21 protein-coding genes and 1 pseudogene are annotated in these 25,915 nt (G+C 63.0%); 16 read left to right on the forward strand and 6 right to left on the reverse strand.

Annotated features, from left to right (window positions below; all coding sequences use genetic code 11):
- Positions 1-9: 9 nt before the first annotated feature.
- Genes I0K07_RS15130 through I0K07_RS15145 form a run of 4 tightly spaced genes read right to left on the reverse strand, consistent with a single transcriptional unit; the run spans position 10 to position 5,325 of the window.
- A complete protein-coding gene (locus I0K07_RS15130) occupies positions 10-1,038 on the reverse strand; it encodes an MraY family glycosyltransferase (protein ID WP_203294917.1) in 1,029 nt (342 codons plus the stop codon).
- Positions 1,017-1,868: a 4-(cytidine 5'-diphospho)-2-C-methyl-D-erythritol kinase gene (locus tag I0K07_RS15135; protein ID WP_203294919.1), complete on the reverse strand. Its 852-nt coding sequence runs from the start codon at positions 1,866-1,868 to the stop codon at positions 1,017-1,019. The genes I0K07_RS15130 and I0K07_RS15135 overlap by 22 nt, the downstream gene beginning before the upstream one ends.
- A complete protein-coding gene (locus I0K07_RS15140) occupies positions 1,865-3,595 on the reverse strand; it encodes a tetratricopeptide repeat protein (RefSeq protein ID WP_203294921.1) in 1,731 nt (576 codons plus the stop codon). The genes I0K07_RS15135 and I0K07_RS15140 overlap by 4 nt, the downstream gene beginning before the upstream one ends.
- 56 nt (positions 3,596-3,651) lie before the next feature.
- Positions 3,652-5,325 (reverse strand): electron transfer flavoprotein-ubiquinone oxidoreductase, encoded by a 1,674-nt coding sequence (locus I0K07_RS15145; protein ID WP_203294923.1) that lies wholly within the window; start codon positions 5,323-5,325, stop codon positions 3,652-3,654.
- Between the two features lie 138 nt (positions 5,326-5,463).
- Between I0K07_RS15145 and I0K07_RS15150 the strand changes: the two genes are divergently transcribed.
- The 4 genes from I0K07_RS15150 to I0K07_RS15165 all read left to right on the forward strand — a co-directional run bounded on the left by I0K07_RS15150 (position 5,464) and on the right by I0K07_RS15165 (position 9,491).
- On the forward strand, positions 5,464-6,336 hold the full coding sequence (locus I0K07_RS15150) for a uracil-DNA glycosylase (protein WP_203294924.1): 873 nt from the start codon (positions 5,464-5,466) through the stop codon (positions 6,334-6,336).
- 201 nt (positions 6,337-6,537) lie between these two features.
- The gene (locus tag I0K07_RS15155; RefSeq protein ID WP_203294926.1) at positions 6,538-7,089 is read left to right on the forward strand and encodes a PAS domain-containing protein; all 552 of its coding nucleotides are present in this window, start codon (positions 6,538-6,540) and stop codon (positions 7,087-7,089) included.
- A gap of 11 nt (positions 7,090-7,100) precedes the next feature.
- Positions 7,101-8,261 (forward strand): methyl-accepting chemotaxis protein, encoded by a 1,161-nt coding sequence (locus tag I0K07_RS15160; RefSeq protein ID WP_203294928.1) that lies wholly within the window; start codon positions 7,101-7,103, stop codon positions 8,259-8,261.
- A 93-nt stretch (positions 8,262-8,354) separates the two neighbouring features.
- Positions 8,355-9,491, forward strand: a complete 1,137-nt coding sequence (locus tag I0K07_RS15165) for a PA0069 family radical SAM protein (RefSeq protein WP_203294930.1) — start codon at positions 8,355-8,357, stop codon at positions 9,489-9,491.
- 28 nt (positions 9,492-9,519) lie between these two features.
- Here the strand turns inward: I0K07_RS15165 and I0K07_RS15170 are convergent, their stop codons facing one another.
- Entirely contained in the window at positions 9,520-11,940 is a 2,421-nt protein-coding gene (locus I0K07_RS15170; protein ID WP_203294932.1) for an EAL domain-containing protein, read from the reverse strand.
- Positions 11,941-11,974: 34 nt separating this feature from the next.
- Here I0K07_RS15170 and I0K07_RS15175 point away from each other — a divergent pair, with 34 nt between their 5' ends.
- The 3 genes from I0K07_RS15175 (at position 11,975) to I0K07_RS16100 (ending at position 16,379) form a co-directional block, all read left to right on the forward strand.
- Positions 11,975-12,646, forward strand: a complete 672-nt coding sequence (locus I0K07_RS15175; RefSeq protein ID WP_420828495.1) for a ribonuclease HII — start codon at positions 11,975-11,977, stop codon at positions 12,644-12,646.
- A gap of 51 nt (positions 12,647-12,697) precedes the next feature.
- Positions 12,698-13,777 carry a site-specific DNA-methyltransferase gene (locus tag I0K07_RS15180; protein ID WP_203294936.1) on the forward strand — a complete coding sequence of 360 codons (1,080 nt, stop codon included), beginning with the start codon at positions 12,698-12,700 and terminating at the stop codon, positions 13,775-13,777.
- 1,147 nt (positions 13,778-14,924) lie between these two features.
- On the forward strand, positions 14,925-16,379 hold the full coding sequence (locus I0K07_RS16100; protein ID WP_420828496.1) for an ATP-binding protein: 1,455 nt from the start codon (positions 14,925-14,927) through the stop codon (positions 16,377-16,379).
- Here the strand turns inward: I0K07_RS16100 and mutY are convergent.
- Positions 16,356-17,428: pseudogene (gene mutY / locus I0K07_RS15190) on the reverse strand (A/G-specific adenine glycosylase); the annotation flags it as partial. The gene I0K07_RS16100 and the pseudogene mutY overlap by 24 nt on opposite strands.
- A 48-nt stretch (positions 17,429-17,476) precedes the next feature.
- Between mutY and I0K07_RS15195 the strand changes: the two are divergent.
- The 9 genes from I0K07_RS15195 (at position 17,477) to I0K07_RS15235 (ending at position 25,812) form a co-directional block, all read left to right on the forward strand.
- Positions 17,477-18,019, forward strand: coding sequence for a DciA family protein (locus tag I0K07_RS15195; RefSeq protein ID WP_203294942.1), 543 nt, complete (start codon positions 17,477-17,479; stop codon positions 18,017-18,019).
- Between the two features lie 23 nt (positions 18,020-18,042).
- Positions 18,043-18,798: a thioredoxin domain-containing protein gene (locus I0K07_RS15200; protein ID WP_203294944.1), complete on the forward strand. Its 756-nt coding sequence runs from the start codon at positions 18,043-18,045 to the stop codon at positions 18,796-18,798.
- Positions 18,795-19,520 carry a thioredoxin domain-containing protein gene (locus I0K07_RS15205; protein ID WP_203294946.1) on the forward strand — a complete coding sequence of 242 codons (726 nt, stop codon included), beginning with the start codon at positions 18,795-18,797 and terminating at the stop codon, positions 19,518-19,520. Before I0K07_RS15200 ends, I0K07_RS15205 begins: the two co-directional genes overlap by 4 nt.
- A gap of 65 nt (positions 19,521-19,585) precedes the next feature.
- Positions 19,586-23,032, forward strand: a complete 3,447-nt coding sequence (gene smc / locus I0K07_RS15210) for a chromosome segregation protein SMC (RefSeq protein ID WP_203294948.1) — start codon at positions 19,586-19,588, stop codon at positions 23,030-23,032.
- 123 nt (positions 23,033-23,155) lie between these two features.
- Complete coding sequence (locus I0K07_RS15215) at positions 23,156-23,476, forward strand: AtpZ/AtpI family protein (protein WP_203294950.1); 321 nt, start codon at positions 23,156-23,158, stop codon at positions 23,474-23,476.
- 64 nt (positions 23,477-23,540) lie between these two features.
- The gene (locus I0K07_RS15220; protein ID WP_203294952.1) at positions 23,541-24,317 is read left to right on the forward strand and encodes a F0F1 ATP synthase subunit A; all 777 of its coding nucleotides are present in this window, start codon (positions 23,541-23,543) and stop codon (positions 24,315-24,317) included.
- 60 nt (positions 24,318-24,377) lie between these two features.
- Positions 24,378-24,602 (forward strand): F0F1 ATP synthase subunit C, encoded by a 225-nt coding sequence (locus I0K07_RS15225; RefSeq protein WP_203294954.1) that lies wholly within the window; start codon positions 24,378-24,380, stop codon positions 24,600-24,602.
- Positions 24,603-24,679: 77 nt separating this feature from the next.
- On the forward strand, positions 24,680-25,246 hold the full coding sequence (locus I0K07_RS15230) for a F0F1 ATP synthase subunit B family protein (RefSeq protein WP_203294956.1): 567 nt from the start codon (positions 24,680-24,682) through the stop codon (positions 25,244-25,246).
- 2 nt (positions 25,247-25,248) lie between these two features.
- Complete coding sequence (locus I0K07_RS15235; RefSeq protein ID WP_203294958.1) at positions 25,249-25,812, forward strand: F0F1 ATP synthase subunit B family protein; 564 nt, start codon at positions 25,249-25,251, stop codon at positions 25,810-25,812.
- The last annotated feature ends 103 nt before the right edge of the window (positions 25,813-25,915 follow it).

Here is a 25,915-nt window from a genome sequence, read left to right on the forward strand (position 1 = left end):
CCCCGGCTATTATTGATAGACATCGTCCAATTGCGTCCGCGCGCGGTTGCGAATGCGATGATGGATCAGGGTGAAGGCTGCTACAGAGATGACGAAAACGGCCACCTGCCCGCCTGCCGGCAGGGCGGATCCGATCAAGGCCAGCACGCCACACGCCAGGCTCATCCCGCCCCAAAGCAGGGCGACCTTGCGGTGGCTCGTCCCGGTACGGATCAGTAATTGGTAGGCATGGGCCCGGTGCGCCACAAAGGGCGAGCGTCCCGCCTTCACACGCGCGCCCATGGTCAAAAGCACATCCCCCAGCAGGGGCAGCAGCAACAGGGCCACCAGCCAGGCCGAACCCGGTGTGGCCTCGCCCGCCCAGTCCAGAGCCAGGCCCGCGAACAGAACGGACACGCCCAGCGAGCCGACATCTCCGCTGAACAACCGGCCCCGCTCGCGCATCAAAGGTGCATTCCAGACGGCAAATCCGGCCAGACCCGCCGCCAGGATGACCGCCACAGGCGAGCCGGTCATCACCCCCAGCGCCAGACAGGCCGGGATGAGGCAAGCCACGATCAGCCCGTCCGAACCATCCATGAAGTTCACCGCATTGGCCGTCGTGAAGACAAACAGGGCCGAACCCGCCAGGCCCACCAGCCAGGGCAGCTCTAACCCCAGGCCCAAGGTCACGACCGGCCCGGTCATCGCCGACAAGGCGAAGGAGACGGCCAGGAGGACCACGAATTTGAGGCGTTCCGACAGGGTGAAGAGATCATCCAGCAGGCCCAGCCCCCCGGCCAGCACGCCACAGATCGCGATGCCGGAAAGCGCGGCGGCTTCCGCCGGACTGGCTATCGGCAAGATCGCCCAGCCGGCCAGGGCTCCGGCCAACATGCCCAATCCCCCGCCCCGCGGCGTCGGCGCAGAATGGCTGGACCGTGTATTGGGATGATCAAGAATGCCTGCAGCCATGACCAGCCGCGCCACGATGAGCGCCACGATGAAGGCCAGACCCGACGGCAGGGTCAGCCCCGTCACGAGGCTGGCCCCAGCCACACGGCTTCCGCCATTTTCGGAAACAGGGCCGCAGCCGCCTTCGCCTGATCCTCGGTTTCAAACAGGGCAAAACAGCTCGCGCCGGACCCGGTCATGCGCGCCAGCAGAGCGCCGTCCTGGGCATTCAGCCAGTCCAGCGTGTCACCGATCACGCTTTCGCGGACGATGGCCGGCGCTTCCAGATCATTGCTTTGCTCACACAACCAGTCGATCAGGTCGCCCTGCCAGAAACCGCGTTCCGACAATGCGGGCGGATCGGACGCATCATAGGATTTGAACACCGGCCCAGTGGGCACGGCGACGCCCGGATTGACGATCACGGCGGGAAGCTCCGGCACCGTCTCCACCATCTCGATCCATTCTCCGATACCGCGCATGCGCAAGGGACGCGAAAAGACACAGGCCGGGACATCAGCGCCGAGCTCCAGGCCCAGCTGGGCCAGCCGGTCCAGCGGCCAGTCGAGCTTCCAGAGCCGGTTCAGCGCCCGCAGGGTTGCCGCGGCATCAGCGGATCCGCCACCCAGGCCGGCCGCCAGCGGTATACGCTTGTGCAGATGGATCGCCGCAGCCTCGGAGACCCCGGCGACACGTTGCAGGGTCATCGCCGCCCGCAGGACGAGATTATCCCCGCCCCCTTCCAACCCTCGCGACGGTTCACCGGACATGGAGAGCAAGAAGGCCGGGCTCGGTTTCACCCGTATTTCATCCCCCCAGTCGGCGAACACGACGAGACTGTCGAGCGGATGATAGCCATCGGCGCGCGCCCGCCCGACCCGCAGGGTCAGGTTCACCTTGGCCGGTGCGAATTCCGAAATTTCAGCCGGGTTCACGGCCTGTCCGCCCCGTCCTGGCCGACGGTATTCTCGGCGCGTTCCGCCATTTGCGGCGCCTGTAGTGGAGGCTGACCATGTTCGAGCCGATAGGCGATGTCGGCCTGCTGTTGCGCGGTCGGATTGAGATCCGCCGCCCGACGCCACTGGAAACCGGCTTCCAGCTGGCGGCCTACCTGCCAATAGGCATCACCCAGGTGGAGATTGGCTGTGGCGCTGCCCGGATTGAGTTCGGCCGCCCGTTCCAACTCCTGCACGGCCAGTTCGTACTGTCCCAGCTGGTAATAGGCCCAGCCCAGGCTGTCGATCACATTGCCATTGTCCGGATCCATCTGAGCGGCCCGGGAAACCATGTCGAACGCTTGCTCAATCCGCTCACCGCGCTCGATCCACATATAGCCGAGATCGTTCAGCACCACGGGTTGGTTTGGTGCGATATCGAGCGCTTCCAGATAGGCCGCTTCCGCCGAAGCCCAGTCATCCAGCACGACTTCGCAGGAAGCGAGGAAATAATGATAGCGCCAGTCTTCCGGCCGGCCGCGCTCCCGATTCAGGGCAATCGCCTCGCGATAGACATCCACCGCTATCCCGCAATCGCTGAATATCCGCGCCATGTCGGCATAGAGCAGCATGGCTTCCGGTTCACCGGTCGTCTCCGCCAGCTGACGCGACGCGCCATAGGCTGCATCCATCCGCCCCAGCGTGGCCAAGAGCACGATACGATCGATCTGGGCGCCCAAATGGAAAGGTCCGTCCGAGACCGAGGCATACTCCGCCAGCGCCAGATCATGCAGACCGATCCGGTCCAGCGACCCAGCCAGCACGACATGCAGGGGAGCCAATTGCGGATCCATGCGCTGGACCATGCGCATATAGACAATGGTCAGGTCCATATCGGCCTGCGCGGCCAGGTCTGCCGTCGGGCCCAGCACCGCCCGTGCCGCCAGGGCCGGAATGGCGGGAAGACGCGGCGCCCGGGCACCGTTCATCGCAGCGTCACGCGCCTGGGCGATACTCGCCTCGCCCGGATCATCACGCAGATAATTGTCATAGAGGTCGATCGCGTCATCCCGGCGCCCTTCGCGCTGCAGGAAGTCGCCATACATCTCCGTCGCCAGACGGCGGAAGGTCGAGGTAAAAACCGCCGAGCGATAGCCGGCCTCGGCCGCTTCGCTTTCGCCCGCCGCATCAAACAGCATGGCCTTGTGCAGCCAGAGGTGCGGCGACAGGAAGCCCGGCGCCCGCAACTCATTGGCACCCGCCAGGGCTTCATCGGCCCGGCCATCACCAACCAGTGCCCACTGTCTCAATATGTTGGAGAAAAAGGCATTGTACGGGCCGTATTCCGGGCCGGCCTCAAGCACTTCCAGAGCCGCAGCATAGTTGCGGTGCGCAATCAGGTCAGAGGCATGATAGAGCGTCGCCAGCCGGCTGGGGTCGCCAGCTTGGGAGGCCTCAATCGACAGCTCGGCCGCACGGTCGAGATCACCGGCGATGACCGAGGTAATGAAGGCCCGATCGGTCAGCACGGCATTGCCGGGCATTCGATCGAGCGCTTCGATATAATACTCTGCGGCACCGTGGGCATCCCGGTTCACGCCCGCATAGCGGGCGGCCAGGAAGGCCCCATAGGCAGATACCGGCTCTTCCTCAGGCGGCGAGGAAATGCAGGACGCCAGGACAGGCATGGCCAGAAGGACCGGCAGGACACGAGACAAGCGCTTCATGACGCCATGCTCGCTCTGCTAGTGCCGCAGGGCAAGGCCTGATGACGGTTAAAGGATTACATTCCCGCATACATCGGACCGCCGCCACCTTCCGGCGTGGTCCAGTTGATGTTCTGGTTCGGGTCCTTGATGTCGCAGGTTTTGCAGTGGACGCAGTTCTGCGCATTGATCTGGAAGCGCTGCTCGCCCGTTTCCTCGTCTTCGATCCACTCATACACGCCCGCCGGGCAGTAGCGGGTGGACGGGCCGGCAAACTCGCCAAGCTCGGAGGATTTCTGCAGGGCTTCATCCGCCAGCTTGAGGTGGACCGGCTGGTCTTCCTCATGATTGGTGTTCGAGATGAAGACCGAGGACAGACGGTCGAAAGTCAGCACACCATCCGGTTTGGGATAGTCGATCTTCTTGAACTTGGCTGCCGGCTGCGTGCTTTCCGCATCCGTCTTGCCATGGCTCATCGTACCGAAGGGCGACCAACCACCGGTGATCGTGTTGATCCACATGTCCAGACCGCCCAGGGCAATCCCGATCGCGGTACCGAATTTGGACCAGAGCGGTTTGGCGTTGCGGACGCGCTTGAGATCCTGGGCAACCCAGGAGGTTTCATAGGCCGTCTGGTATTCGCTCAGCTCGTCATGGCTGCGGCCATCGGCCATCGCGGCAAACACGCTTTCGGCGGCCAGCATGCCCGTCTTCATGGCGTTATGGCTGCCCTTGATGCGCGGCACGTTCACAAATCCGGCCGAACACCCGATCAGCGCACCGCCCGGGAAGGCCAGTTTCGGCACGGACTGGAAACCGCCCTCGGTGATAGCACGGGCACCGTAGGAGATGCGTTCACCGCCTTCGAGCACGTCGCGGATCGCCGGGTGTGTCTTGAGACGCTGGAATTCCTCGAAGGGCGAGATCCACGGGTTCTTGTAGTTCAGGTGGATCACGAAACCGATCGACACCAGATTGTCGCCATAGTGGTACATGAAGGAGCCGCCGCCCGTGGAATTGTCCAGCGGCCAGCCCATCGTGTGCTTCACCATGCCCGGCTTGTGCTTCTCCGGATCGATGCGCCAGACTTCCTTCAGGCCGATGCCGAATTTTTGCGGCTCCTTGCCTTCGGACAGGTTGAAACGGGAGATCAGGCGCTTGGCCAGCGAGCCACGCGCCCCCTCGGCGATCAGCGTGTACTTGCCCCGCAATTCCATTCCGGGCTGGTAGCCATCCTTGTGACCGCCATCGCGCGCCAGGCCGAAATCACCGGTGACGACCCCTTTGATGACACCGTCTTCCTCGACCAGGTCCGCGGCCGGGAAGCCCGGATAGATTTCCACGCCCAGGGCTTCGGCTTGTTCGCCCAGCCAGCGGCAGACATTGCCCAGGGAGACGATATAGCAGCCATGATTGCTCATCAGGGGCGGGAAGAAGAGCGTGGGCAGACTGATCGAACCGGCAGCGCCGAGGACTTCGAAAATGTCCGTCTTCACTTCCTGGTCGAGCGGAGCGCCTTGCGCCTTCCAGTCGGGAATCAGTTCATTGAGCGCCTTGGGATCAACCACGGCACCGGACAGGATGTGCGCACCGACTTCAGCGCCTTTTTCAAGCAGCGCGATGGAAATATCCTGGCCGGCCTCGGCCGCCAGTTGTTTCAGCCGGATCGCTGCCGAAAGGCCCGCCGGGCCTCCGCCAACGATGACAACATCATATTCCATGGATTCGCGTTCAATCGCTGCGTCGGTCATGAAATGGCCACCCCTTTTGTCTTCTGTTCGAGCACTGCCCCGCTTGCAGGCTCCCGGTCATACCTTAGGATCGAACACCCATCTAGCGCGTCAGGCCGCGCGGATCAAAATTTTTGACGTTAACGTACACGTAAGCCCATGAACCCGCCCGCAGCGCCACTAGACCCGAAACACGAAAAAGCCCTCCAGGCCCTGATCGCTTGGTGGGACGAAGCGGGCATCGAGCTCGACGCACCTGTCGTGCGGCCGCGCAGCGCGCCCGCCGCGTCGCCGTCGCGCTCCGCCGGGGCTGAGCCCGCGCGCCATCAAGCCTCACGCGCCACTCAAAGCCCGGCACCCGCCGCGACCGCGGCAGCCGCCCGGGCGGCCGGTTTCGGCCAGACCGTGCAGGAGGGACCCTCTTCGCTCGAACTGGCCGCAAAGGCGCAAACGCTCGACGAGCTGAAATCCGCGATCGAAGCTTTTGAAGGCTGCGCGCTCAAGCGGACCGCCCGCAACACGGTGTTCGCGCGCGGCGACCGTGCGGCGCGCGTCATGGTGGTAGGCGAAGCGCCCGGCAAGGAAGAGGATGAGTCAGGCGAGCCTTTTGTCGGGCCGGCCGGGCATCTGGTCGACCGCATGCTGGCCAGTATCGGGATCGAGCGCGATACGGTCTACATGTCCAACATTCTCAACTGGCGCCCCCCGGGCAATCGCACACCGACCCAGGACGAGATCGCTCTCTGCCTGCCCTTCATCGAACGGCATGTCGCTTTGAAAGCCCCAGACATCCTGATCCTGGCGGGCGGTTTGGCAGCCCAGGCCCTGCTGCGCGAAACAACCGGCATTACCCGGCTTCGCGGTCGCTGGCAGGACTATGCGATACGCGGCACAGACGGCGAGGCGTCCGGCAAAACGATTCCCGCCCTGCCCATTTTCCACCCGTCCTATCTCTTGCGCAGACCGCCGGAGAAAAAGTCGGCCTGGATCGACATGCTCGCGCTTCAATCCCGGCTCTCACTTGAAGATTAGCGCACAACCCCAAATCGCAATTGGGTTATTTGGTGCCACATAAATTTATCGCGAATTCACCCGCCCCCGACCGTGATGTAATATAATATTACGCAACCTGAGGCCGCAACCCTTAGTTAACCACACCGGGGCCCATTCTCTCGGGCAAATTCACAGCAGGCCACCTCCCCCGCTTAGCCTGCATGCACCGGAGACCCGACCATGGCGCAAGCAATCCATCTCACCGGCGTAGAGCGAACATTCCACCCCGATCAGGTCATCGTCACGAAGACTGACCTGAAAGGCCGTATCACCTATGCCAATGACGTCTTTCAGAAGGCATCCAACGTCACTGAAAAGCAGAGCCTCGGCCAGCCGCACAGCTTCATCCGGCACCCGGACATGCCGCGCTGCATTTTCAAGCTTCTCTGGGAAACGATCCAGGACGGGCGCGAGATCTTCGCCTATGTGGTGAACCGCGCGACGAATGGTGACCATTACTGGGTCTTCGCCCACGTGACCCCCAGCTTCAATGATGCCGGCCAGATCGTCGGCTATCACTCCAACCGGCGCGAACCGGACCGGCGCATTCTCGATGAGCATGTCATCCCGCTCTACAAACAGCTGCGGGAAGAGGAAAACCGCCACCCCAATCGCAAGGACGGGCTGGAAGCCTCCTGGAAACTGCTCCAGGCCAAGCTTCACGAGACCGGTATGGAATACGACGAATTCATCTGCACGCTCGGCCAAGGCCAGCGTCGCGGCTACCGGTAGGAGTTCCCATCATGTTCAATTCCAAGGACCGCCAGGCCATCCGCCGCGCAACCGAGATCGTTGAAGCCGTCGCCAATGGTGATTTCGAGAAACGCATCATCGGCGTGTCTTCCGACCCGGAAGTCGCCGCGATGGAACTGGCCATCAACCGTCTCATCGACCGGACTGACGCCTATCTGCGTGAGAGCCAGACCTGTGTGGAATATGTCCGACGGAACCAGCATTTCCGCCTGATTCCGGAAACCGGCATGGTCGGTGCCTTCCGCAATGCGGCCCGGGCCGTGAACACCACGCTGTACGGCATCAAGAGCAAGCATGGTGACTGCCTCAACCTGGCTGGCAATCTGGAAACCGAGCTGACCGATGTCATGGCCAAGGTCTCCGAAGCCATCGGCACGTTGCGCACCACCGCTGACAGCCTGGAGAACAATGCCGCCAATGCCTCCGAACGCTGTGTTGGCGCCGCCGCCGGTGCCGAGGAAGCCTCGGTCAACATGCAGAGCGTCGCGGCTTCGGCCGAGGAGCTCACCTCCTCGATTTCCGAAATCAATCGCCAGGTGGTCGGCTCGGCGGATCTCGCCAATGGCGCGGTCGAGAAGTCCAAGGCCATGAATGCCACGATCACCGGTCTGAACGGTGTCACGGCCCGGATCGGCGATGTGGTGAAACTCATCCAGGCCATTGCAGACCAGACCAATCTTCTGGCCCTGAACGCCACAATCGAGGCCGCCCGCGCCGGTGAGGCCGGCAAGGGTTTCGCCATCGTGGCCCAGGAAGTGAAAACCCTGGCAGGCCAGACAGCCCAGGCGACCGAGGAAATTGCCGGCCAGATCTCCGAACTCCAAGCCACGATGGGCGGCGCTGTCAGCGCGAATGACTCCATCAGCGCCGCGATCGAGGAAATCAACACGGCCTGCAACGCCATCGCCGCGGCGGTGACCGAGCAAAGCGCCGCCACCGGGGAGATCGCCCGCAATGTGAACGAAGCGGCCGAAGGCACCGGCGAAGTCTCAAGCGGCATTTCCGTTGTCCAACAGGCGACCCAATCCACCCAGGACTCGGTCAGTCAGGTTGTGTCCTCCACGGATATCCTTTTGCAGCAGGAGCAGAGCCTGAACGGCCTGCGCGCCAATATCACCGACTTCCTGACCGATCTGCGCAAGGTCGGCTAGGCATCCCGGAAACCGGGGGCGGGTTTCACACTCGCCCCTTTTTCGACTCCATTTTGTTCTTGATTTGTTCTCATTCGGGGTCATAGTAGCGCCATGACCGAGCGCCCCGGAGGGTTCGCCCTTAATGCCCCCCATGCGTCCTCCCGGACCCAAGCCCCCACCGCCCCGGGGGCCGGCGCCCGCGGACGCGGCGCTCGGTCTAACTTTTCAGGACGCTATGAGGCCTTTGTCCGCGAAGCTTTCGATGATGGCTGGACGGAGCAGGACGCGGAAGCGCCACGCCTTGCGACGACCATCCTGACAGACAAGTCGCGCTCGATCATCGCAACCAACAATTCGCCCGACCTTTCCTTCGACCAGTCGATCAATCCCTATCGCGGCTGCGAGCATGGCTGCATTTATTGCTATGCCCGCCCCAGCCACGCCTATCTGGGCTATTCCCCGGGACTCGACTTCGAAAGCATCATCATGGCCAAGCCGGAAGCTCCGGCTTTGCTGCAAGCGCATTTCAACCGCCCCGGCTACCGGCCGGCCCCGCTTGTCATCGGTGCCAATACCGATGCCTGGCAACCCGTTGAACAGAGACTGGAACACACGCGGGCCCTGCTCAAAGTCTTTGCCCGCTACCGGCACCCGGTGATCTTCATCACCAAATCTGCGCTCATCCTGCGCGATCTCGACATCCTGGGCCCCATGGCAGCGGACAATCTCGCCAAGGGCGCCATTTCGATCACCACACTGGACCGCAAGCTGGCCCGGCAAATGGAACCGCGGGCAGCGGCGCCTCACAGACGGCTCGAAGCCGTTCGTCGCCTGTCACAGGCCGGCATTCCCACCACGGTGATGATGGCACCGATCATCCCCGGCCTGACCGACAATGAGATCGAGCCCTTGCTGAAGTCCGCTGCCGAGGCCGGCGCCGCCAACGCCGCCTATGTCCTCCTGCGCCTGCCGCTGGAGATCCGCGACCTGTTCCGGGAGTGGCTGGCCGCCAACCGGCCGGATGCGGCGCGGAAAGTCATCTCCCTGATGCGCCAGATGCGTGGCGGTCAGGACTATGATCCGCGCTGGTCGACACGGGGCCGCGGCCAGGGCCCTCTCGCCGATCTCATCGCCCGCCGCTTCCGCCAGGCGATCAAGCGCTACGGGCTCTCAGCCCCTCGCGCCGAACTTGACTACAGCCAGTTCGAACGCCCCCTCGGCCATGCGGGCCAGCCCAGCCTGTTTTGAATGACTCTGTAGTGTTGCGAAGCCCGTATCAGGCGCTGCGCTGCTCATGCGCACAGCCGGCGACACAATCGGCAATCTCCTGCCGGATGGCAGCGGAAGCCTCGGCAAAGCCGGCCAGTTGTCCCCGGGTCAGGGGTTTGGACAGAAGATATCCCTGCAGGACGAGGTCCGGCTGGGCCCCCAGCGCTTGGAGTTCGTCAAACTCCTCGATGCCCTCGACGACGACACGGATGCCCAATTCCGTCGCCAGATCAATCGTTGCCTGGACGATGATCTGGGCTTCCCGATCCAGGTGCAGCCCCGTCATGAAGGAGCGATCGATCTTGATCTTGTCGAAGGGGAAGGCCCGCAAATAGCTGAGCGAAGAATAACCGGTCCCGAAGTCATCGATCGCCAGGCCAACGCCCAATTGCTTCAAGGCGCGCAGAACATTCAGGGCGCGCTCTTCGTCATCGATCAGGACGCCCTCGGTGATCTCGATCTCGAGCCGCTCCGGAGCCAGACCGGATGCCGCCAGCGCCTGCTGGACCGACATGACGAGATTGCCCTGCCGGAACTGGGCCGGGCTTACATTCACGGCCACACGGCAATCTTCCGGCCAGTTCATGGCTTCGCGGCACGCTGCGCGCAGAACCCAGCTGCCCATTTTCAGGATCAGGCCGGTCTCTTCGGCAATCTGGACAAATTCCGAGGGCGGCACGGAGCCACGCTTGTCATCATTCCAACGCACCAGAGCTTCAAAGCCCACGATTTTGCCATCGCCCAGCCGGGCCTGCGGCTGGAAGTTCAACTCAAGCAGCTCATCCTCGATGGCCATCGCCAGATCGGTTTCCAGAAGCCGCCGTTCCTGCATCATCTGGCCCAGCTTCGGATCAAACTCGCAAACCTGGTTCCGGCCCAGCCCCTTGGCGCGGTAGAGCGCCAGATCGGCCTGGTTCATCAACCGGTCGAGATCCTCGCCATCGAGCGGGAAGAGGGTAACACCGCCCGAGGCGGAGACTTTCAAGTGCAGACTACCGAGTGTCAGCGGCGAGCCCACCGAATTGACGACGCGCTGGGCAATACCCAGAGCATCCTCACGGCTGGCGATATCCGGCAAGACCACGGCGAATTCATCGCCCGACAGGCGCGCTGCGATCGCGTTGGATGGCAGGGCGTCCTGCATGCGTTCCGAAACCGTCTTCAACAGCTCATCGCCAACGGCATGCCCGTGCACATCATTGACTTCCTTGAAGCGATCCAGATCGAAATAGATCAAGGCGGCCTGGCTGTCGCGGGCCCAGGCGCGCTTCAGCTCACTCTGGAAACTCTCCCGGAATTTGAGCCGGTTGGGCAGACCGGTCAGCGTGTCATGATGAGCAAGGTGCGCCATTCGCGCCCGCGCATGCTCTTCGGCGGACACATCCCGGAAGGCAAACACATCCGCGGGAACCTGGTCGAGCACCATGGAGCGCCGACGCACCTGGACGGAGATCGAGGATCCGTCACGACGGCGCAAACGACAGGTCACCGGCGCGCCATCCTCCGACCCGTCAGACGGCAATTCACCGGTCTGGATCAGCTTGTTGACGGGCATGTTTTCCAGGTCTTCGCGCCGCAATTGGAGCAGTTCGCAGAAGCGGGAATTCATGTCCTGCATGATGCCGTCACGCACAACAGTAATGCCCTCGAAGGTCGCATCGGCCAATGTCCGCATGCGCTGCATCTCCGCGCGCCGGCGGGCGCCGAGATGCTCATCCAGCCCCGCCGCGAACAGACCGATCCCGACAATCAGGATCACGGCGAGAGCCACCGTTACCGCCAGCAATTTCAGGGCAACATCGTCCGCGCCGACTGCTGTGCTGGCATCGGGTACAAGGGTCATGGCACCCATGGCGATAAAGTGCAGGCAGACCACGCCTGCCGCCATCATTGCCGCAGAGGCCAGCAAGCCGCGCTTGGACGAGAAGCGCGCCATCACCATGGCACTGCCCGCAGCAAACTGCATGCCCAGAACGATCGCCGCAATGACAAGCCCGGCATCCCATTGGATGGTGGCACCCAACTGCATCGCATCAATGCCCATGAAGTGCATGGTCGTCACACCAGCCCCTACGACAGCCCCACCCGCCGGCGCGGCGTAGGCATTGTCAGAGCGGCAGGCCAGGGCCCAGCCACAACTGGTGACGAAAATCGCGAGCGCCAGCGATCCTATGGTTCCGCCGAGATGATAGCTGATGGCAACAGGCGCCTCATAGGCCAGCATGGAGACGAAATGCGTGCCCCAGATTCCCACACCCGTCACGAATCCTGCCACAAGCAGCCAGGCCGTGCGGCGCTCGGCGGAGGCGTCGATCGCACGACGCGCCGTAAAGACCGCCCCAAGGGCGGACACCAGGCAAAGCAGGGTGGCAACGGCGACCAGACGCAGGTCGTGCTCGACCGTCAGGCAATAGAAAACGCGATACACACTTGTCCTCGAAGGATCCGATTTGACTCCTAGCCTGTCCGAAAAAAACGAGTATTCGCTTAACGCCGCTGCGCCGTTTTCCGGGCCTGTCATCGCTGGCGTTGACGAAGCTGGACGGGGACCGCTTGCTGGGCCGGTGGTGACTGCGGCCGTCATTCTCGACCCGCGCAATCCGATTGCAGGCCTGGGGGATTCCAAGGCCTTGTCCGCACGAAAGCGGGAAGCCCTGGCGCTGGAGATCCGTCAGAAAGCCTGGGTGGCGTTCGGCATTGCCGAACCTGCAGAGATCGACCGGCTCAACATCCTGCACGCCACCATGACAGCGATGGCCCGATCGGTTTTCCGATTGCCGGTCATTCCGGACAAGGTCCTGATTGATGGCAATCGCGTCCCGGATGCTCTGCCCTGCCCGGCCGAGGCGATTGTGAAAGGTGATGCCAAGGAAGCCGTGATCGGTGCAGCCTCCATCATGGCGAAGACAATGCGCGACGCCATGATGCTGCAGGCAGCGCTCAGATTTCCCGGCTATGGCTTCGAGGGGCACAAGGGCTATCCCAGCGCTGCACATCGTGAAGCGCTCATGCAGCTCGGCCCCTGCCCCATCCACCGGATGAGCTACGCTCCGGTTCGCCTGGCGGCCGAATCGGCTTTATCCACAGATGCCGATGCGTGTGGAAAACTTGATCAAGGCTTAACGCCCCGTTAGCCATAAGCACGGACAAACTTCCCGTTCGGTTAGCGAGTGGAGTGGCGTGTCATGGCGGAGACCCGGGTGGACCAGATCCTCGAGGGTGAATGCGTGGAAGTGATGAAATCACTCCCCGACGAAAGCGTTGATCTCGTTTTCGCCGACCCGCCCTACAATCTCCAGCTCGGTGGCGATCTGCACCGGCCAGACAATTCCAAAGTATCCGCCGTCGACAATGACTGGGATCAGATCGGCGGATTCGACGATTATGACCTGTTCACATGGAAGTGGATGGAAGAAGCGCGCCGCGTGCTCAAGCCGAACGGCGCGATCTGGGTGATCGGCAGTTACCACAATATCTTCCGCGTCGGCGGCATCCTCCAGGACGCAGGCTTCTGGGTGCTGAACGACATCATCTGGCGCAAATCCAATCCGATGCCGAACTTCAAGGGCACGCGCTTCACCAATGCGCACGAGACCCTGATCTGGGCCGCCAAGACGAAGGACGCCAAGCCGACCTTCAACTATGCCGCCATGAAAGCGCTCAATGACGGCGTCCAGATGCGCTCCGACTGGACCCTGCCGATCTGTTCGGGCGGCGAGCGGCTGAAAGGCCAGGACGGCAAGAAGGCCCACCCGACGCAAAAGCCGGAAGCCCTTCTGCATCGTGTCATCCTGTCGACCACCAATCCGGGCGACCTGGTTCTCGATCCCTTCTTCGGCACCGGTACGACAGGTGCCGCCGCCAAACGCCTTGGCCGCCATTACATCGGCATTGAGCGCGACACGGACTATCTCGCCGTGGCCCGCGAGCGCCTCGCCGCCATCACGCCGGCCTCCGGCGAAGCCCTCAATGTCACCCAGTCCAAGCGCGCCCAGCCTCGGATTCCGTTTGGCGCGCTCGTCGAACGTGGCCTCGTGAAGCCGGGCGACACGCTCTACTGCCCGAAGGGCCGGTTCACGGCCCGGGTCCGTGCAGACGGCACCCTGATTGCTGGCACCAATGCCGGATCCATCCACCAGGTCGGCGCCCAATTGCAGAGCGCACCGTCCTGTAATGGCTGGACCTACTGGCATGTTCGCACCAAACAGGGCCTAGCTCCGATCGACGTGTTGCGCGCGGAAGTCCGCGCCACACTCGACAGCTAACTGCACGGGCCTTGCATGAGGCAGCCCAGCGGATGACACAGGTCCTGACCCCGTGAAGCCCCTGCGCTCAATCGCCTGGATGATCCTTGCGATCATCGTGCTGACATCCTTTGTGGTGTCGGGCAGCACGGTTTTGATCACGGCTGTCAGTTTCTGGAATGACCTGGAGCGCGCGCAACTCGAACAGCTCGAGGAATACGTGGTCGAACGTGGCCGGCTTGATGCTGCCCTGTTCGACCGGATGGCCACCAGCCACCGCGAAGCGATGACCGCGCTGGACGCCCGCATGCCCAACATGTCGGACGACTGGATCGAGGCTGAATTCGACCGGCTTTTCCCTGAGCGCGAAGATGGCACACGGCGTGGAACCGACACCATGTTCGAAGGCTATACAGCCTCTGACGGCGACTGGCATTTCGGCACGGCCGCTTTTCTCAATTCCGGCGAGGAATGGACGCTCGCGCAGAAACGTCTCCTTGTCGCGTCCTATATCGTTGTCGACGGTTTCGGCCAGGCTCTGCAGAGCCAGCTCGACAATCTCTACTTCTATTCCCCTGACAATGCGCTGGTGATTTTTGCGCCCCATCGCGAGGACCGCCTGGTCTTCTACCGGCACACTGCGCCGCCAGACTTCGACCTGCGTGATGCAAGCTTTCACGATCTGGTTCTGCCCGAGAACAACCCGGCAGGTGAATTCGTCTGTGATGAGCTGTCTCAGCTGGTCTACGTCCAGGAAGGCGAAGCCCTGACGACGGGGTGTTTCTCGCCCTATCGCCGGAATGGCCAGCATATCGGTGCTTTCGGAACGACGGTGGAACTCCGCAATTATTTCACCGAAGCCATGTCCAACCCGCCATCCTATGGCGAAAACCTGATCATCGACCGGCGCGGCAATCTCATCGCCCATGCCGAACTCCTGCAGTCCGTCGTGACCGAGGAAGCCGTCGCGGCCGTGTCCGAACGTTTTGATACGCAGAGCCTTCTGCAAGCCATCCAGGCGAGCGGTGCGGAGTTCCAGACCGGCGTCACCCTGTCCAGTGACGGTCAGTGGGTGATCGGCTTCAGCTGGCTCGAGGGTCCTGACTGGTATGCGATTTCACGCCTTGACCGGGAAGTCCTGCGCCGCGATCTGGCCGGTCAGGTATTGATGGTTGTCGTGATCGGCGTTCTCGGCCTGATCCTGCAATCCGTCCTCGCCTACTACATCCTGTTCCGCCGACTGGTCCGCCCCATTTCCAGCCTTGCACGGCATTTCGGCGCGCTGCGCCCCCTGCCTGCCGCGACCAATCCGGTGCTGGAAGAAGCACTGAAGGAACGCAATGAACTCGGCTTGCTGGCCCAGCGACTTGAGTCCCAGCGGGTTCGCAATGAGCGGACACTGGACGAACTCGAGGACCGGGTCGCCGAACGCACCCAGGAACTCGAAATCGCCAATCAGGCCAAAAGCGACTTCCTCGCCAATATGAGCCATGAAATCCGCACACCGCTGAACGGCATTCTCGGCTTGGCCCAGGTCATCCAGATGAAGGCCCGCTCACGCGAGGTGCAGGAACAGGCCCGCATGATCCATGAAAGCGGAGAGACGCTGACGGGACTGCTCAACGATATTCTGGACATGTCAAAGATCGAGGCTGGCAAGCTGGATCTTGCGCCCACAGCGACGGATATCCGCGCTGACCTGCAGGATTTGCGCGGCTTGCTGAAGGGATCAGCGGACGCCAAGGGACTGTATCTGGAGTTCGAAATTGCCGAGGACGTCCCGCAGACCATGATCGTGGATGCCCTGCGCGTTCGCCAGTGCGTGACGAATCTTCTGTCCAACGCCATCAAGTTTACCCGCTCCGGCGGCGTCCGGCTTGTCGCCAGATGCGCAGAATCCGAACGCTGCGAGACTGGCCACACCGGCATAATGGAAATTTCGGTTTCCGACACGGGCATGGGCATCGAGCCCCGGGACCTGGAGCGCTTGTTCTCACCCTTCACACAGGCGAGCGCCGATGTGGCTCGCACACATGGTGGCACGGGTCTGGGCCTGGCCATCACGCGAAGCCTGGCTGAAATGATGGGCGGCAGTGTCACCGCCCGCTCAATTCCCGGCGAAGGCTCGACCTTCACCCTGCGGTTCCAAGGGACGTGTCTGGACGAGATCAGCCCGGAGGTTCCCGTTTCCAACCCGGCCGCCCTGGCTGATGCGCCCGAGTTTGCGCCCCTCCGCGACAAACGCCTGCTTCTGGTCGAGGACAATTTCATCAACCGTCAGGTCGCTTCGGCTTTCCTGGCTCCGCTGGGCGGCGAGCTGGATATGGCGGAGAATGGTGAGGAAGCCCTGCAGCGCCTGCGGGACGCCGACTTTGATCTGATCCTGATGGATGTCCGCATGCCGGTGAAGGATGGCCTGGAGACCACGCGTGAAATCCGCGCCATGGAGACCGGCCTTGCCGACATCGCCATTGTGGCCCTGACCGCGAACGCGGCAGATGCGGACGCCCGAGCATGCCGCGAAGCCGGCATGGACGCCTATGCATCCAAGCCGCTGGCCCCGGCAACCCTCTATCAAGCGATGCTTGAAGCCTGGCAAGCCGCGCAATCGCGCAAAGCCTAACGGCTCCCCGCGGCGATCACCTTGCGCATCACGCTCGGCAAGGCGGCGCTGTCCAGCGCCTCCACGGGCGTCCAGACACCATCATTCGGCCGCCAATCCGCACCTGCGCTGGCTTCGCGAACAGACAGGCGAAGTTCGAAATGCGTGAAGACGTGACGGATTTCACCCCGATCCACCCAGTCTGCCTCGAAGGGTGGTTGGGCCGGTGCCGGATCCTCTGACCAATCCGTGGACGGCACTTCCATCATCCCGCCCAACAACCCGCTATCCGGCCTTTGCCGGAGCCAGATACCGCGCTCGCCCTGGACGAGCCAAGCCGTTCCCTTCCGGACAGGCTTGGGCTGTTTGGGTTTTTTGACTGGAAAGCGGGTCATGTCGCCCTGGGCATGGGCCTCGCAGGCGAATTGCCAGGGACAGGTACTGCAATCAGGACTCCGCGGCGAACAGAGTGTCGCTCCCAGATCCATGATGGCCTGTGCATAGTCACAGGGCCGATCCGGCGAGGCGATAGCACCGGCCAGACGCCGTATTTCCGGCTTGGCCTTGGGCATCGGGGTTTCCAGCCGGTGCAGACGGGTGATGACGCGTTCGACATTCCCGTCGACCACATTGGCCGGCCGGTCGAAGGCCGCCGCGAGAATGGCATTGGCCGTGTACTCGCCAATGCCCGGGAGGGCGCGCAGACCCTCGAGCGTATCCGGGAAGATACCGCCAAACTCTTCCGTCACATGCTGAGCGCAGGCGTGCAGATTGCGCGCCCGAGCGTAATAGCCCAAGCCTGCCCACTCGCTCATCACGGTCTCCCGGGGCGCTGCCGCCAGATCGGACACGCGCGGCCACAGCTCCAGGAAACGATGCCAGTAGGGCGTCGCATGCGGCACTGTTGTCTGCTGCAGCATGATTTCCGAAAGCCAGATCGCATACGGATCCGCCACCGCGCCTCGAGCCCTGTCTTCCGGCCGGATCCGCCAGGGCAAGCTGCGACCGGACCGGTCGTACCAGTCCAGCAGGGCAGACTGCAATTTGGCGGTATCAGCGCTTGGTCTCATGAGGCCCGGGGCTTGCGGCACCGGGGCATCCCGGCGAGACTGACAGACATGACGCGCAAACCGCCTTCGTCAACTGTTGAAGCTGCTGCCAACGCCTACATCCAGGCGCGCCGCGGGCGTGCCGCCATCCGGCCGGCACCCTCTGCCGGCATTGCCGCGGAAAAGGTGCTGCGCCCCCTCGCCCGGCGTTTCGGTGTTGGCGTTGAACAATTGCGCGAACACTGGCCTGAAATCGTTGGCAGCCGCCTGGCGCAATGGAGTTCACCGGAAGCGCTGCAACGCTCCGGCGGCATTCACACGCTGGTGATCCGGGCCCGCGGCCCGGCCGGCGCCGTGATCCAGGCTGAATCCCGCAAGATTCTCGAACGGGTCGGGACGTTCAGCGGCAAGCAGGCCCCGACACGCATCCGGGTCATCCAGGGCGCAGCCCAGGCGCCGGCGGCCCGGACACGATCGGCCGCCAATGACAAGATGACGCGTCAGCAATCCAGTTCACAAGTGAGCGAGACGGTAGAGACAAGCGCCGAGGCGCGGCTATTGTCTGCGCTCGACCGTATGTCGCGTTCGATCAAGGCGCGGGACGGACACTAGTTTTTGGCATGGGGAGCCCCTCGATGAAGTTCACTCGACGTGTGTTTTCGGCAGTCGCTGTTTCTGCAGCCCTGATGGTTGGCGCCTGCGGTGGCAGCGGTGGCGGTGCTCCGGGGGACGGACAGAGCCGTTATGAACGCGCTGGCGACCGGGGTCTCGGCCGTGCCGATGCGCCGATAACGATGATCGAATATGCCTCCGTGGCCTGCGGTCATTGCGCGGTATTCCACAATGCCGTCTACCCGACGCTGGAAGAATACATCGAGGCGGGTCAGCTGCGCTTCGTGCTGCGGGAAATGATCACGGGTTCGCCCCAGTTCGCGATTGCCGGCTTCTCCCTGGCCCGCTGCGTTCCGGAAGACCAGTATTTCGACATGGTCGACCTTCTGTTCCAGCAACAGGGCGCGATTTTCCAGGCTGCCCAGACGCGCGGCAGCGCTCGCAGCCAGTATCTGGCCATCGCCCGTTCGATGGGACTGAGCGAAGACGACTTCACCGCCTGCCTCAATAATGAGGCGGTCAACCAGTCCATCGTGGAAGCCCATGAACAGGCTGGCCGCGACGGTATCGACGGTACGCCGCGCTTCATCTTCAATGGTGAAATGCTGGAATCGCGCCGCGCACCGGGTGACAGCGACTTCACCTATTTCCTGGGCGGCCAGCAACTGATCATCAATGGCGAGCCGGTTCCGGGTCTGGTTGATGCCGACACCTTCCGCCTGATCATCGACCACCTTCTTGAACAGGCCGGTGCCGGCGCTGAGGCAGAAAGCGAATGATGATTGCGAGACAAGCCATCAGCCGCGTTGTGGCGGGGGCTGTCCTAGCCCTGGGTCTTGCCAGCTCTGCGATCGCGCAGCACGAGGCCCAGGCCGAGCGCCCGAATGACCATGCCATCGGACCGGAAGATGCGCCGCTCCTGATCGTCGAGTACGCCTCTTACGCCTGCCCGCATTGCGCCCACTTCCAGGAAGCCGTCTGGCCGACGGTGAAGTCGGACTTCGTGGATACGGGCGAAGTGCGCTGGGTCTTCCGCCCCATGCTCACCAATCCGGTTCAGCTTGCTGGTGCCGGCATGATCCTGGCGGAATGTGCCGCCGATGACCGCTTCTTCGACGCGACAGACCTTCTCTTCGCGGAACAGAGCACGATTTTCGAAACGGCCCGTGCCGGCGGGGATGTTCTCGGGGTCTATAACCGGATCGGCGGCGCGGTCGGGCTCAGCCCGGAAGCGCTGATGGGCTGTTTCCAGGATCCGGCCATGAATGAGGCCGTCAACGCCGCTGCCGTGCAGGCTGGCGAGGACGGAATTCCGGGTACGCCCTCCTTTATCATTGGCGGCGAACTCCTCCACATCCAGCATGGCCCCGACGGGAATTTCTGGAACTGGAATGGCGAACCCCTTCTGATCAATGGGGAAAGGGTTCCCGCCCAGTTTGACGGAGACTCCTTCAGCCGAATCGTCCTTCACTTCCGCAATGGCTCCCATCTGGAGCAATAAATTTGCATCAGGACCTTGCTGCGCTGCGGTGATACACTGATGCTCCGCAGCATGTTGGAGGTTCGGTGAAGTTCACACAGCTTAGGCTGGCCGGATTCAAATCTTTCGTCGATCCCACGGATTTACGGATCGATCCGGGCCTTACTGGCGTGATCGGACCCAACGGTTGCGGCAAGTCCAACTTGCTTGAAGCTCTGCGCTGGGTGATGGGGGCAACCTCCGCCAAATCCCTGCGCGGTGGCGGGATGGAAGATGTGATTTTTGCGGGCACGGATGCGCGTCCGGCCCGCAATCACGCCGAGGTGGTCCTCACCATCGACAATTCCGACAAGCTGGCCCCGGCCCGTTTCAACGACGCTGCCACGCTGGAAGTTGTGCGCCGGATCACGCGGGGCGCCGGATCAGCCTACAAGATCAATGGTGAGGAAGTCCGCGCCAAGGATGTCCAGCTCCTCTTCATGGATGCCGGCACTGGTGCCAACTCGCCGGCGCTTGTCCGCCAGGGCCAGATTTCCGAACTCATTGCTGCCAAGCCACAGAACCGCCGCCGCATCCTGGAAGAGGCGGCCGGCGTCTCCGGCCTGCGTGCCCGCCGGCATGAGGCCGAGCTGCGGCTGAAGGGTGCCGAATCCAATCTCGACCGCTTGCAGGACGTGATTGATGACATCTCCAGCCGCCATGGTTCGCTGCAACGACAGGCCCGCCAGGCCTCGCGTTATCGCCAGCTCTCCGCCTCGATCCGAACACTGGAAGCGGCTGTCTGGCTGAACCGCTGGCGCGAAGCCGCAAGTGCCGTTGAAGAAGCTGAAGCCACGCTGGATGAGAAGCGCGACGCCGCCGAGACTGCGACCCGTGCCGCCGCCGAAGCCCGCACACAGGCCGAAATCCTGGCCGCCGCCCGGGAACCGGCTCGTCAGGCCGAGGCGGAAGCCGCCGCCACGCTTCGCCGGTTCGAGCGTGAGCGCGATCTGCTGGAACGCGACGCAGCCGATGTCGAACGCATGATCTCCCAATTGGAGAGCCGGCTGCGCGAACTGGCCTCGACCCGCGAACGCGAAACCCAGATTGCCGAAGATGCCGAGGCCAGCCGTGATGAGGCCGCCGCATCGATCCAATCGCTGAATGACGAGATCGAGCGTGAAAGCGCGTCTCTGACAGAAGCCGAGCAGCGTGCCAGCGAAGCCGAAACGCACCGTCAGGAACAGGAAGCGGTATTGGACGCTTGCGCTCGCGAAGCCGCAGAAAAACGCGCCAATATCGAGGCCGCGCGCCGGGATCTGGCCCGCTATGAGGCGCGGCTGACCCAGATCGCCCGGGAGATTGAGACCGCCGAGACGGAGCGTGACCGCCTGCGGGCCTCCGAAGCCCTGTCCGCCCTGGAGACCGCGCAGGCTGAGGCCGAAGCTGCTGATGCTGCCCTTACCGAGGCCCGCGACGCCCTCACCTTTGCGGAGGCCCAGCGCAGCGAGGCTGAAACTGCCCTGGAAAAGGCCGTACAGACTTGGCGTGATGCCTCCACCGAACGCGAAACCCTGGAGCGCGAAGCCCAGGCACTGGAACGCCTTCTGGCCGCCTCGATGCAGGAAACCGTATCGCCCGCCCTGGATTCCGTGCGGGCTCGCCCAGGCTATGAAAAGGCTCTGGCTGCGGCACTGGGCGATGATCTGGACGCCTCTCTGGAAGCCTCCGAATCGCGGCACTGGGCCAAGCTGGGTGTGAAGGCCGATTATCTGCCGGGCGGCTGCATACCGCTCTCTGACCATGTCGAGGCTCCGGATGTGTTACGGGCCCGGCTTGATGCGGTCGGTGTGGTGAAGGCCGAGAAAGCCGAAGAGGCTGCCGCCAAGTTGAAGCCGGGTCAGCGTCTGGTGACGCGTGAAGGTGATCTGTGGCGTTGGGACGGTCTGGTGGCCCGGGCTGATGCCCCGTCTGCCTCGGTCGCCCGCCTGGAGAATCGCAACCGGCTCGATGCCATCCGCGAAGACATGAGCGCTGGTGAAGCCGCCCATGACGAGGCCCGGCGCATCGAATCAGAGACCCGCACCGCCGCCGAGAAGGCGCGCGCTGCGGAACAGGAAGCTCGTGCCGCCATCGGTCCGGCTGACCGGGCGGCGCGCGAATCGCTCGCCCGGGTGTCCGGATTGCGTGAGAAGGCGGCCCAGGACGCCGCCCGTGCGACGGCCCTGGACGAGCGTGTTGAACGCCTGCGCGCTGAAGACACGGAGAATCGCACGGCCCTGGATGCCGCGCAGAAATTGTTGAGCGAAGCCGAAGCGGCAGATGGCGATACTGAAGCCCTCGATGCCGCTCGCGAGAATGCCGAAGAGGCCCGCCGCCTCGCCGCCGAAGCGCGCGGCGCGCTGGACAGTCTGCGCCGCGAGGGCGAGATGCGACGCCAGCGGAAGATGGGCTTCAAGCGCGATCATGATGCCTGGGCGGAACGCTGCAAATCCGCCCAATCGCGAATTGCCGATGTCGACAAGCAGCGCTCCGAAACCGAAACCGCGCTGGAAACGGCCCGCGCCAAGCCCGAACAGCTGGAAGAAAAAATCCTGCTGCTGACCGGCAAGGTCCAGGACGCCGAAGCCGCGGCGGCCGAGGCGCGGGAGAAAGCCTCCACGACCGAAGGTCAGGTCAAGGACGCTGACAGCGCCGCCCGTTCGGCCGAAGCCGCCGCCTCGGCAGCCCGTGAGGGCCGGGCAGCATCGGAAGCCCGGCTGAGTGCGGCCAGGGAACGCCTCAACGAAACGACGGAACGCCTGCAGGATGCGACCGGTGAAGCGCCGGGAACGCTGTCCACTCGGGTGGATGAGGATGAGATTTCCCAGCTCACCCCGGCCGAGCTGGAACGCCGGCTGGACGAGGCCCGCCAGGGCCGGGAACGTCTGGGTGCGGTCAATCTGCGCGCGGATGAAGAGGCCGAGGAATTGGCCACGCGGATGGACGAGATGACCAAGGAGCGCGACGATCTGATCGAGGCGATCGCCCGTCTGCGCAAGGCCGTCGACGAGCTGTCCCGCGAAGGCCGGGCCCGTCTTCTGGAAGCCTTTGACGTGGTGGACGCCCATTTCCGCGAGCTTTTCTCCACCCTGTTTGAGGGAGGGCATGCCGAGCTGCGCCTGACCGAAAGCGATGACCCGCTGGAAGCCGGACTGGAAATCATGGCCTGCCCGCCCGGCAAGAAACTGGAGACGATGTCGCTGATGTCGGGCGGTGAGCAGGCGCTGACAGCCTCCGCGCTGATCTTTGCAGTCTTCCTGTCCAATCCGGCACCGGTCTGCGTGCTCGACGAGGTCGATGCCCCGCTCGATGATGCGAATGTCGACCGCTATTGCCGGATGCTGAAGCATATGCGGCAGCTGACCGAGACCCGTTTCCTGGTGATTTCCCACAACGCGCTGACCATGTCGCGCATGGACCGTCTCTATGGTGTCACCATGGCAGAACGCGGCGTTTCCCAGCTCGTCTCGGTCGACCTGGTCGGCGCCGAACAGCTCATTGCCGCCGAATAAGCATTTTTTCAAATAAATACAGATATTTACCGCACCCGCACCCTTGCTTGACTTGCCGGGACCCCGTGGATAGTGTGCGCGCGCCTGCGGGGGGCTGTTCTTCCGTTGGCAGACCGGTCTGAAATGTCACGCGATAAAGAAAGCCAGCGCGACCCATCCAAAGCTGATCTGGACGACTTGCAGCAGCGCATCGATGCGCGGCGCGAGAAGTACAAACCGGCGGCGGACAATGCCCATAACTCCGCCTGGAGCCTGGGTATGCGGTACGGCTCGGAATTCTTCGGTGGCGTCCTGGTCGGAGGCGCGCTCGGTTTCGGGCTCGACTATATAGCCGGCATTTCCCCCTGGGGATTGATTGTCGGAACGATGTTTGGATTTGCAGCCGGCACGCTGAATGTCGTAAGGGCTGCAAAAGAAATCAGTTCGGGATCGAACGGCGGATAGCCGGACGGTCCCTCGGGATGACGGGGCAGGATGACTGCCCATAGATAGTGAAGAGAGGCCGGGCGTGGCAGACACCAACCCGATCAAGCAGTTCGAAATTCATGAACTGGTTCCGTTCGAAGCCTTCGGCCTGAATCTGGCCTTCACCAATTCCAGCCTGTTCATGCTGCTGACGGCTGCGGTGACCATCGTTCTCTTCACGCTGGCCATGTCCAGCCGCGCCCTGGTGCCGAACCGCGCCCAGTCGGTCGCCGAAATCATCTATGGCTTTGTGGCGGACATGCTGCGATCGACGGCCGGTGCCGACGCTCTGCGCTTCTTCCCCTTCGTCTTCACCCTCTTCATCTTCATTCTTGTGGCCAACATGCTCGGCATGTTCCCGTATTTCCCGGGTCCGGGCCTGCACTCCTTCACCATCACCAGCCATCTGATCGTCACCGTGGCCCTGGCCATGCTGGTCTGGCTGACCGTGATCATCTATGGCGTGTTCAAGAATGGTCCGAAATTCCTGAAGCTGTTCGTGCCGTCCGGCGTGCCGGCCTACATTCTGCCCTTCGTGTCCCTGATCGAGGTGATCTCCTTCATCTCGCGTCCGATCAGCCACTCGGTGCGTCTGTTCGCGAACATGCTGGCCGGTCACATCCTGCTGAAAGTGTTCGCCGGCTTCATCGTCATGCTGGGGGCCGGTCTCGGCGTCGGCGGGTATGTCATCGGCATCGCACCGTTTGCGATGACGCTGGGCCTGACCGCGCTGGAATTCCTGGTCGCCTTCCTGCAGGCCTATGTCTTCGCGATCCTGACCTGCATCTATCTTTCCGACGCTCTGCACCCGGGTCACTGATCCGCAGGCGTCACAATCCAACCCAAACCAACTACCCGATATCCTCGAAGGAGTTTTCAAATGGAAGAAATGGGCAAATACATCGGCGCCGGTCTCGCTTGCCTGGGCATGCTGGGTGCTGCTGTCGGCGTGGGCAACATCTTTGGTTCCTTCCTGCAGGGCGCCATGCGCAACCCGTCTGCGGCTCAGTCCCAGTTCGGTAACCTGATCTTCGGCTTCGCCGTGACGGAAGCCCTGGGCATCTTCTCGCTGCTCGTGGCCCTGATCCTGCTGTTCGTGGCCTAAGTCATACCGGAGGCGGCCGGGTCACCGGATCCGGCCGCTCCCGATTTGCTCCACCTTATCAAGGGAGCTAGCGTCCCATGACGCACGCACCGCATTCTGACGTCGCACAGCACGCGGCCGAAGCAGCGCATGACGTTGCCGAAGCCGTCTTCCCGCCGTTCGACCCGACATATTTCGCGTCCCAGCTCTTCTGGCTGGCGATCTTCTTCGTGGTTCTCTACGTCGCACTGGATCGCTTCATCCTGCCGAAGATCAAGACGACCATCGAGGACCGTCGCGATCGTATCGCCGACGATCTCGACGCTGCCGCCCAAGCCAAGGCTGATGCCGAGGCTGCTGGCGAAGCGTATGAGAAGTCCCTCGCCGAGGCCCGCACCAAGGCCCACGTCATCGCTGCGGATACCCGCAAGGCGCTGGACGCGGAAATCGCCAAGGAAACGGCTGAAGTGGAAGCTGAGCTGACTGCCAAGCAGGAAGCATCGGAAGCTGCCATCCGCAAGGCCAAGGACAAGGCATTTGCCGAAGTCCGCGGCATTGCCACGGCCGCAACGGCCGCTGCCGTTGAAGCCCTGGCCGGTGTGGAAATGTCCGAAGCTGATGCCGGCAAGACCGTTGACGGTCTGCTCAAGGCGAAGGAGGCCTGATCATGATCCTTCTTGCTGAAGAAGCCGGTCACGGTTCCAGCCACGGCCCGGCCCTGTTCTCGGCCGAATGGTTTGCTGCCCAGCCGAGCGATCCGACTTTCTACGCCTTCCTGGCCTTCATCGCCTTCTTCGCGGTGCTCGCTTATTTCGGCGTCCACAAGACCATCGCCAAAACGCTCGATGATCGGGCCGATGCGATCAAGTCGGAACTGGAAGAAGCCAAGCGCCTGCGCGAGGAAGCCCAGGAAATGCTGGCCTCCTATCAGCGCAAGCAGCGTGAAGCCGAGGCGGAAGCCGAAGCCATCATCGCCCAGGCCAAGACCGAAGCGAAGGCCCTGAAAGCCGAAGCCCGCAAGGACATGGCCGAGCGTCTGGAACGCCGCACCGCCATGGCTGAGCAGCGTATCGCCCAGGCCGAGGCCCATGCTGCCGCGGAAGTGAAGGCTGCCGCTGCCGATCTGGCCGCCCGCGCTGCCGAGGAAATCCTCAAATCGCAGCTGAAGAAGACGGATCTGAACAAGGTCGTCGATGCGGACATCAAACTGGTCGGCGAGAAGCTGAACTAGGCTGACAACCATCCGAATGCGAAAAGGCCCGCCGGTTATCCGGCGGCACCCCCACAACTGCATACCCGCCCTGCCGCCGCTGATGCGTGCATTTCCTCCAAGC

It is taken from the genome of Maricaulis parjimensis (assembly GCF_016817355.1).
In the GTDB taxonomy this organism is placed as follows: Bacteria; Pseudomonadota; Alphaproteobacteria; order Caulobacterales; family Maricaulaceae; genus Maricaulis; species Maricaulis parjimensis.

Coding starts and splice junctions, on each gene's coding strand:
- I0K07_RS15155 (WP_203294926.1), top strand. CDS start 6,538: ATGGCGCAAGCAATCCATCTCACCGGCGTAGAGCGAACATTCCACCCC.
- I0K07_RS15180 (WP_203294936.1), top strand. CDS start 12,698: ATGGCGGAGACCCGGGTGGACCAGATCCTCGAGGGTGAATGCGTGGAA.
- I0K07_RS15225 (WP_203294954.1), top strand. CDS start 24,378: ATGGAAGAAATGGGCAAATACATCGGCGCCGGTCTCGCTTGCCTGGGC.
- I0K07_RS15205 (WP_203294946.1), top strand. CDS start 18,795: ATGATGATTGCGAGACAAGCCATCAGCCGCGTTGTGGCGGGGGCTGTC.
- I0K07_RS16100 (WP_420828496.1), top strand. CDS start 14,925: ATGGTTGTCGTGATCGGCGTTCTCGGCCTGATCCTGCAATCCGTCCTC.
- I0K07_RS15145 (WP_203294923.1), bottom strand. CDS start 5,325: ATGACCGACGCAGCGATTGAACGCGAATCCATGGAATATGATGTTGTC.
- I0K07_RS15195 (WP_203294942.1), top strand. CDS start 17,477: ATGACGCGCAAACCGCCTTCGTCAACTGTTGAAGCTGCTGCCAACGCC.
- I0K07_RS15140 (WP_203294921.1), bottom strand. CDS start 3,595: ATGAAGCGCTTGTCTCGTGTCCTGCCGGTCCTTCTGGCCATGCCTGTC.
- I0K07_RS15215 (WP_203294950.1), top strand. CDS start 23,156: ATGTCACGCGATAAAGAAAGCCAGCGCGACCCATCCAAAGCTGATCTG.
- I0K07_RS15235 (WP_203294958.1), top strand. CDS start 25,249: ATGATCCTTCTTGCTGAAGAAGCCGGTCACGGTTCCAGCCACGGCCCG.
- I0K07_RS15165 (WP_203294930.1), top strand. CDS start 8,355: ATGACCGAGCGCCCCGGAGGGTTCGCCCTTAATGCCCCCCATGCGTCC.
- I0K07_RS15200 (WP_203294944.1), top strand. CDS start 18,043: ATGAAGTTCACTCGACGTGTGTTTTCGGCAGTCGCTGTTTCTGCAGCC.
- I0K07_RS15160 (WP_203294928.1), top strand. CDS start 7,101: ATGTTCAATTCCAAGGACCGCCAGGCCATCCGCCGCGCAACCGAGATC.
- I0K07_RS15150 (WP_203294924.1), top strand. CDS start 5,464: ATGAACCCGCCCGCAGCGCCACTAGACCCGAAACACGAAAAAGCCCTC.
- I0K07_RS15230 (WP_203294956.1), top strand. CDS start 24,680: ATGACGCACGCACCGCATTCTGACGTCGCACAGCACGCGGCCGAAGCA.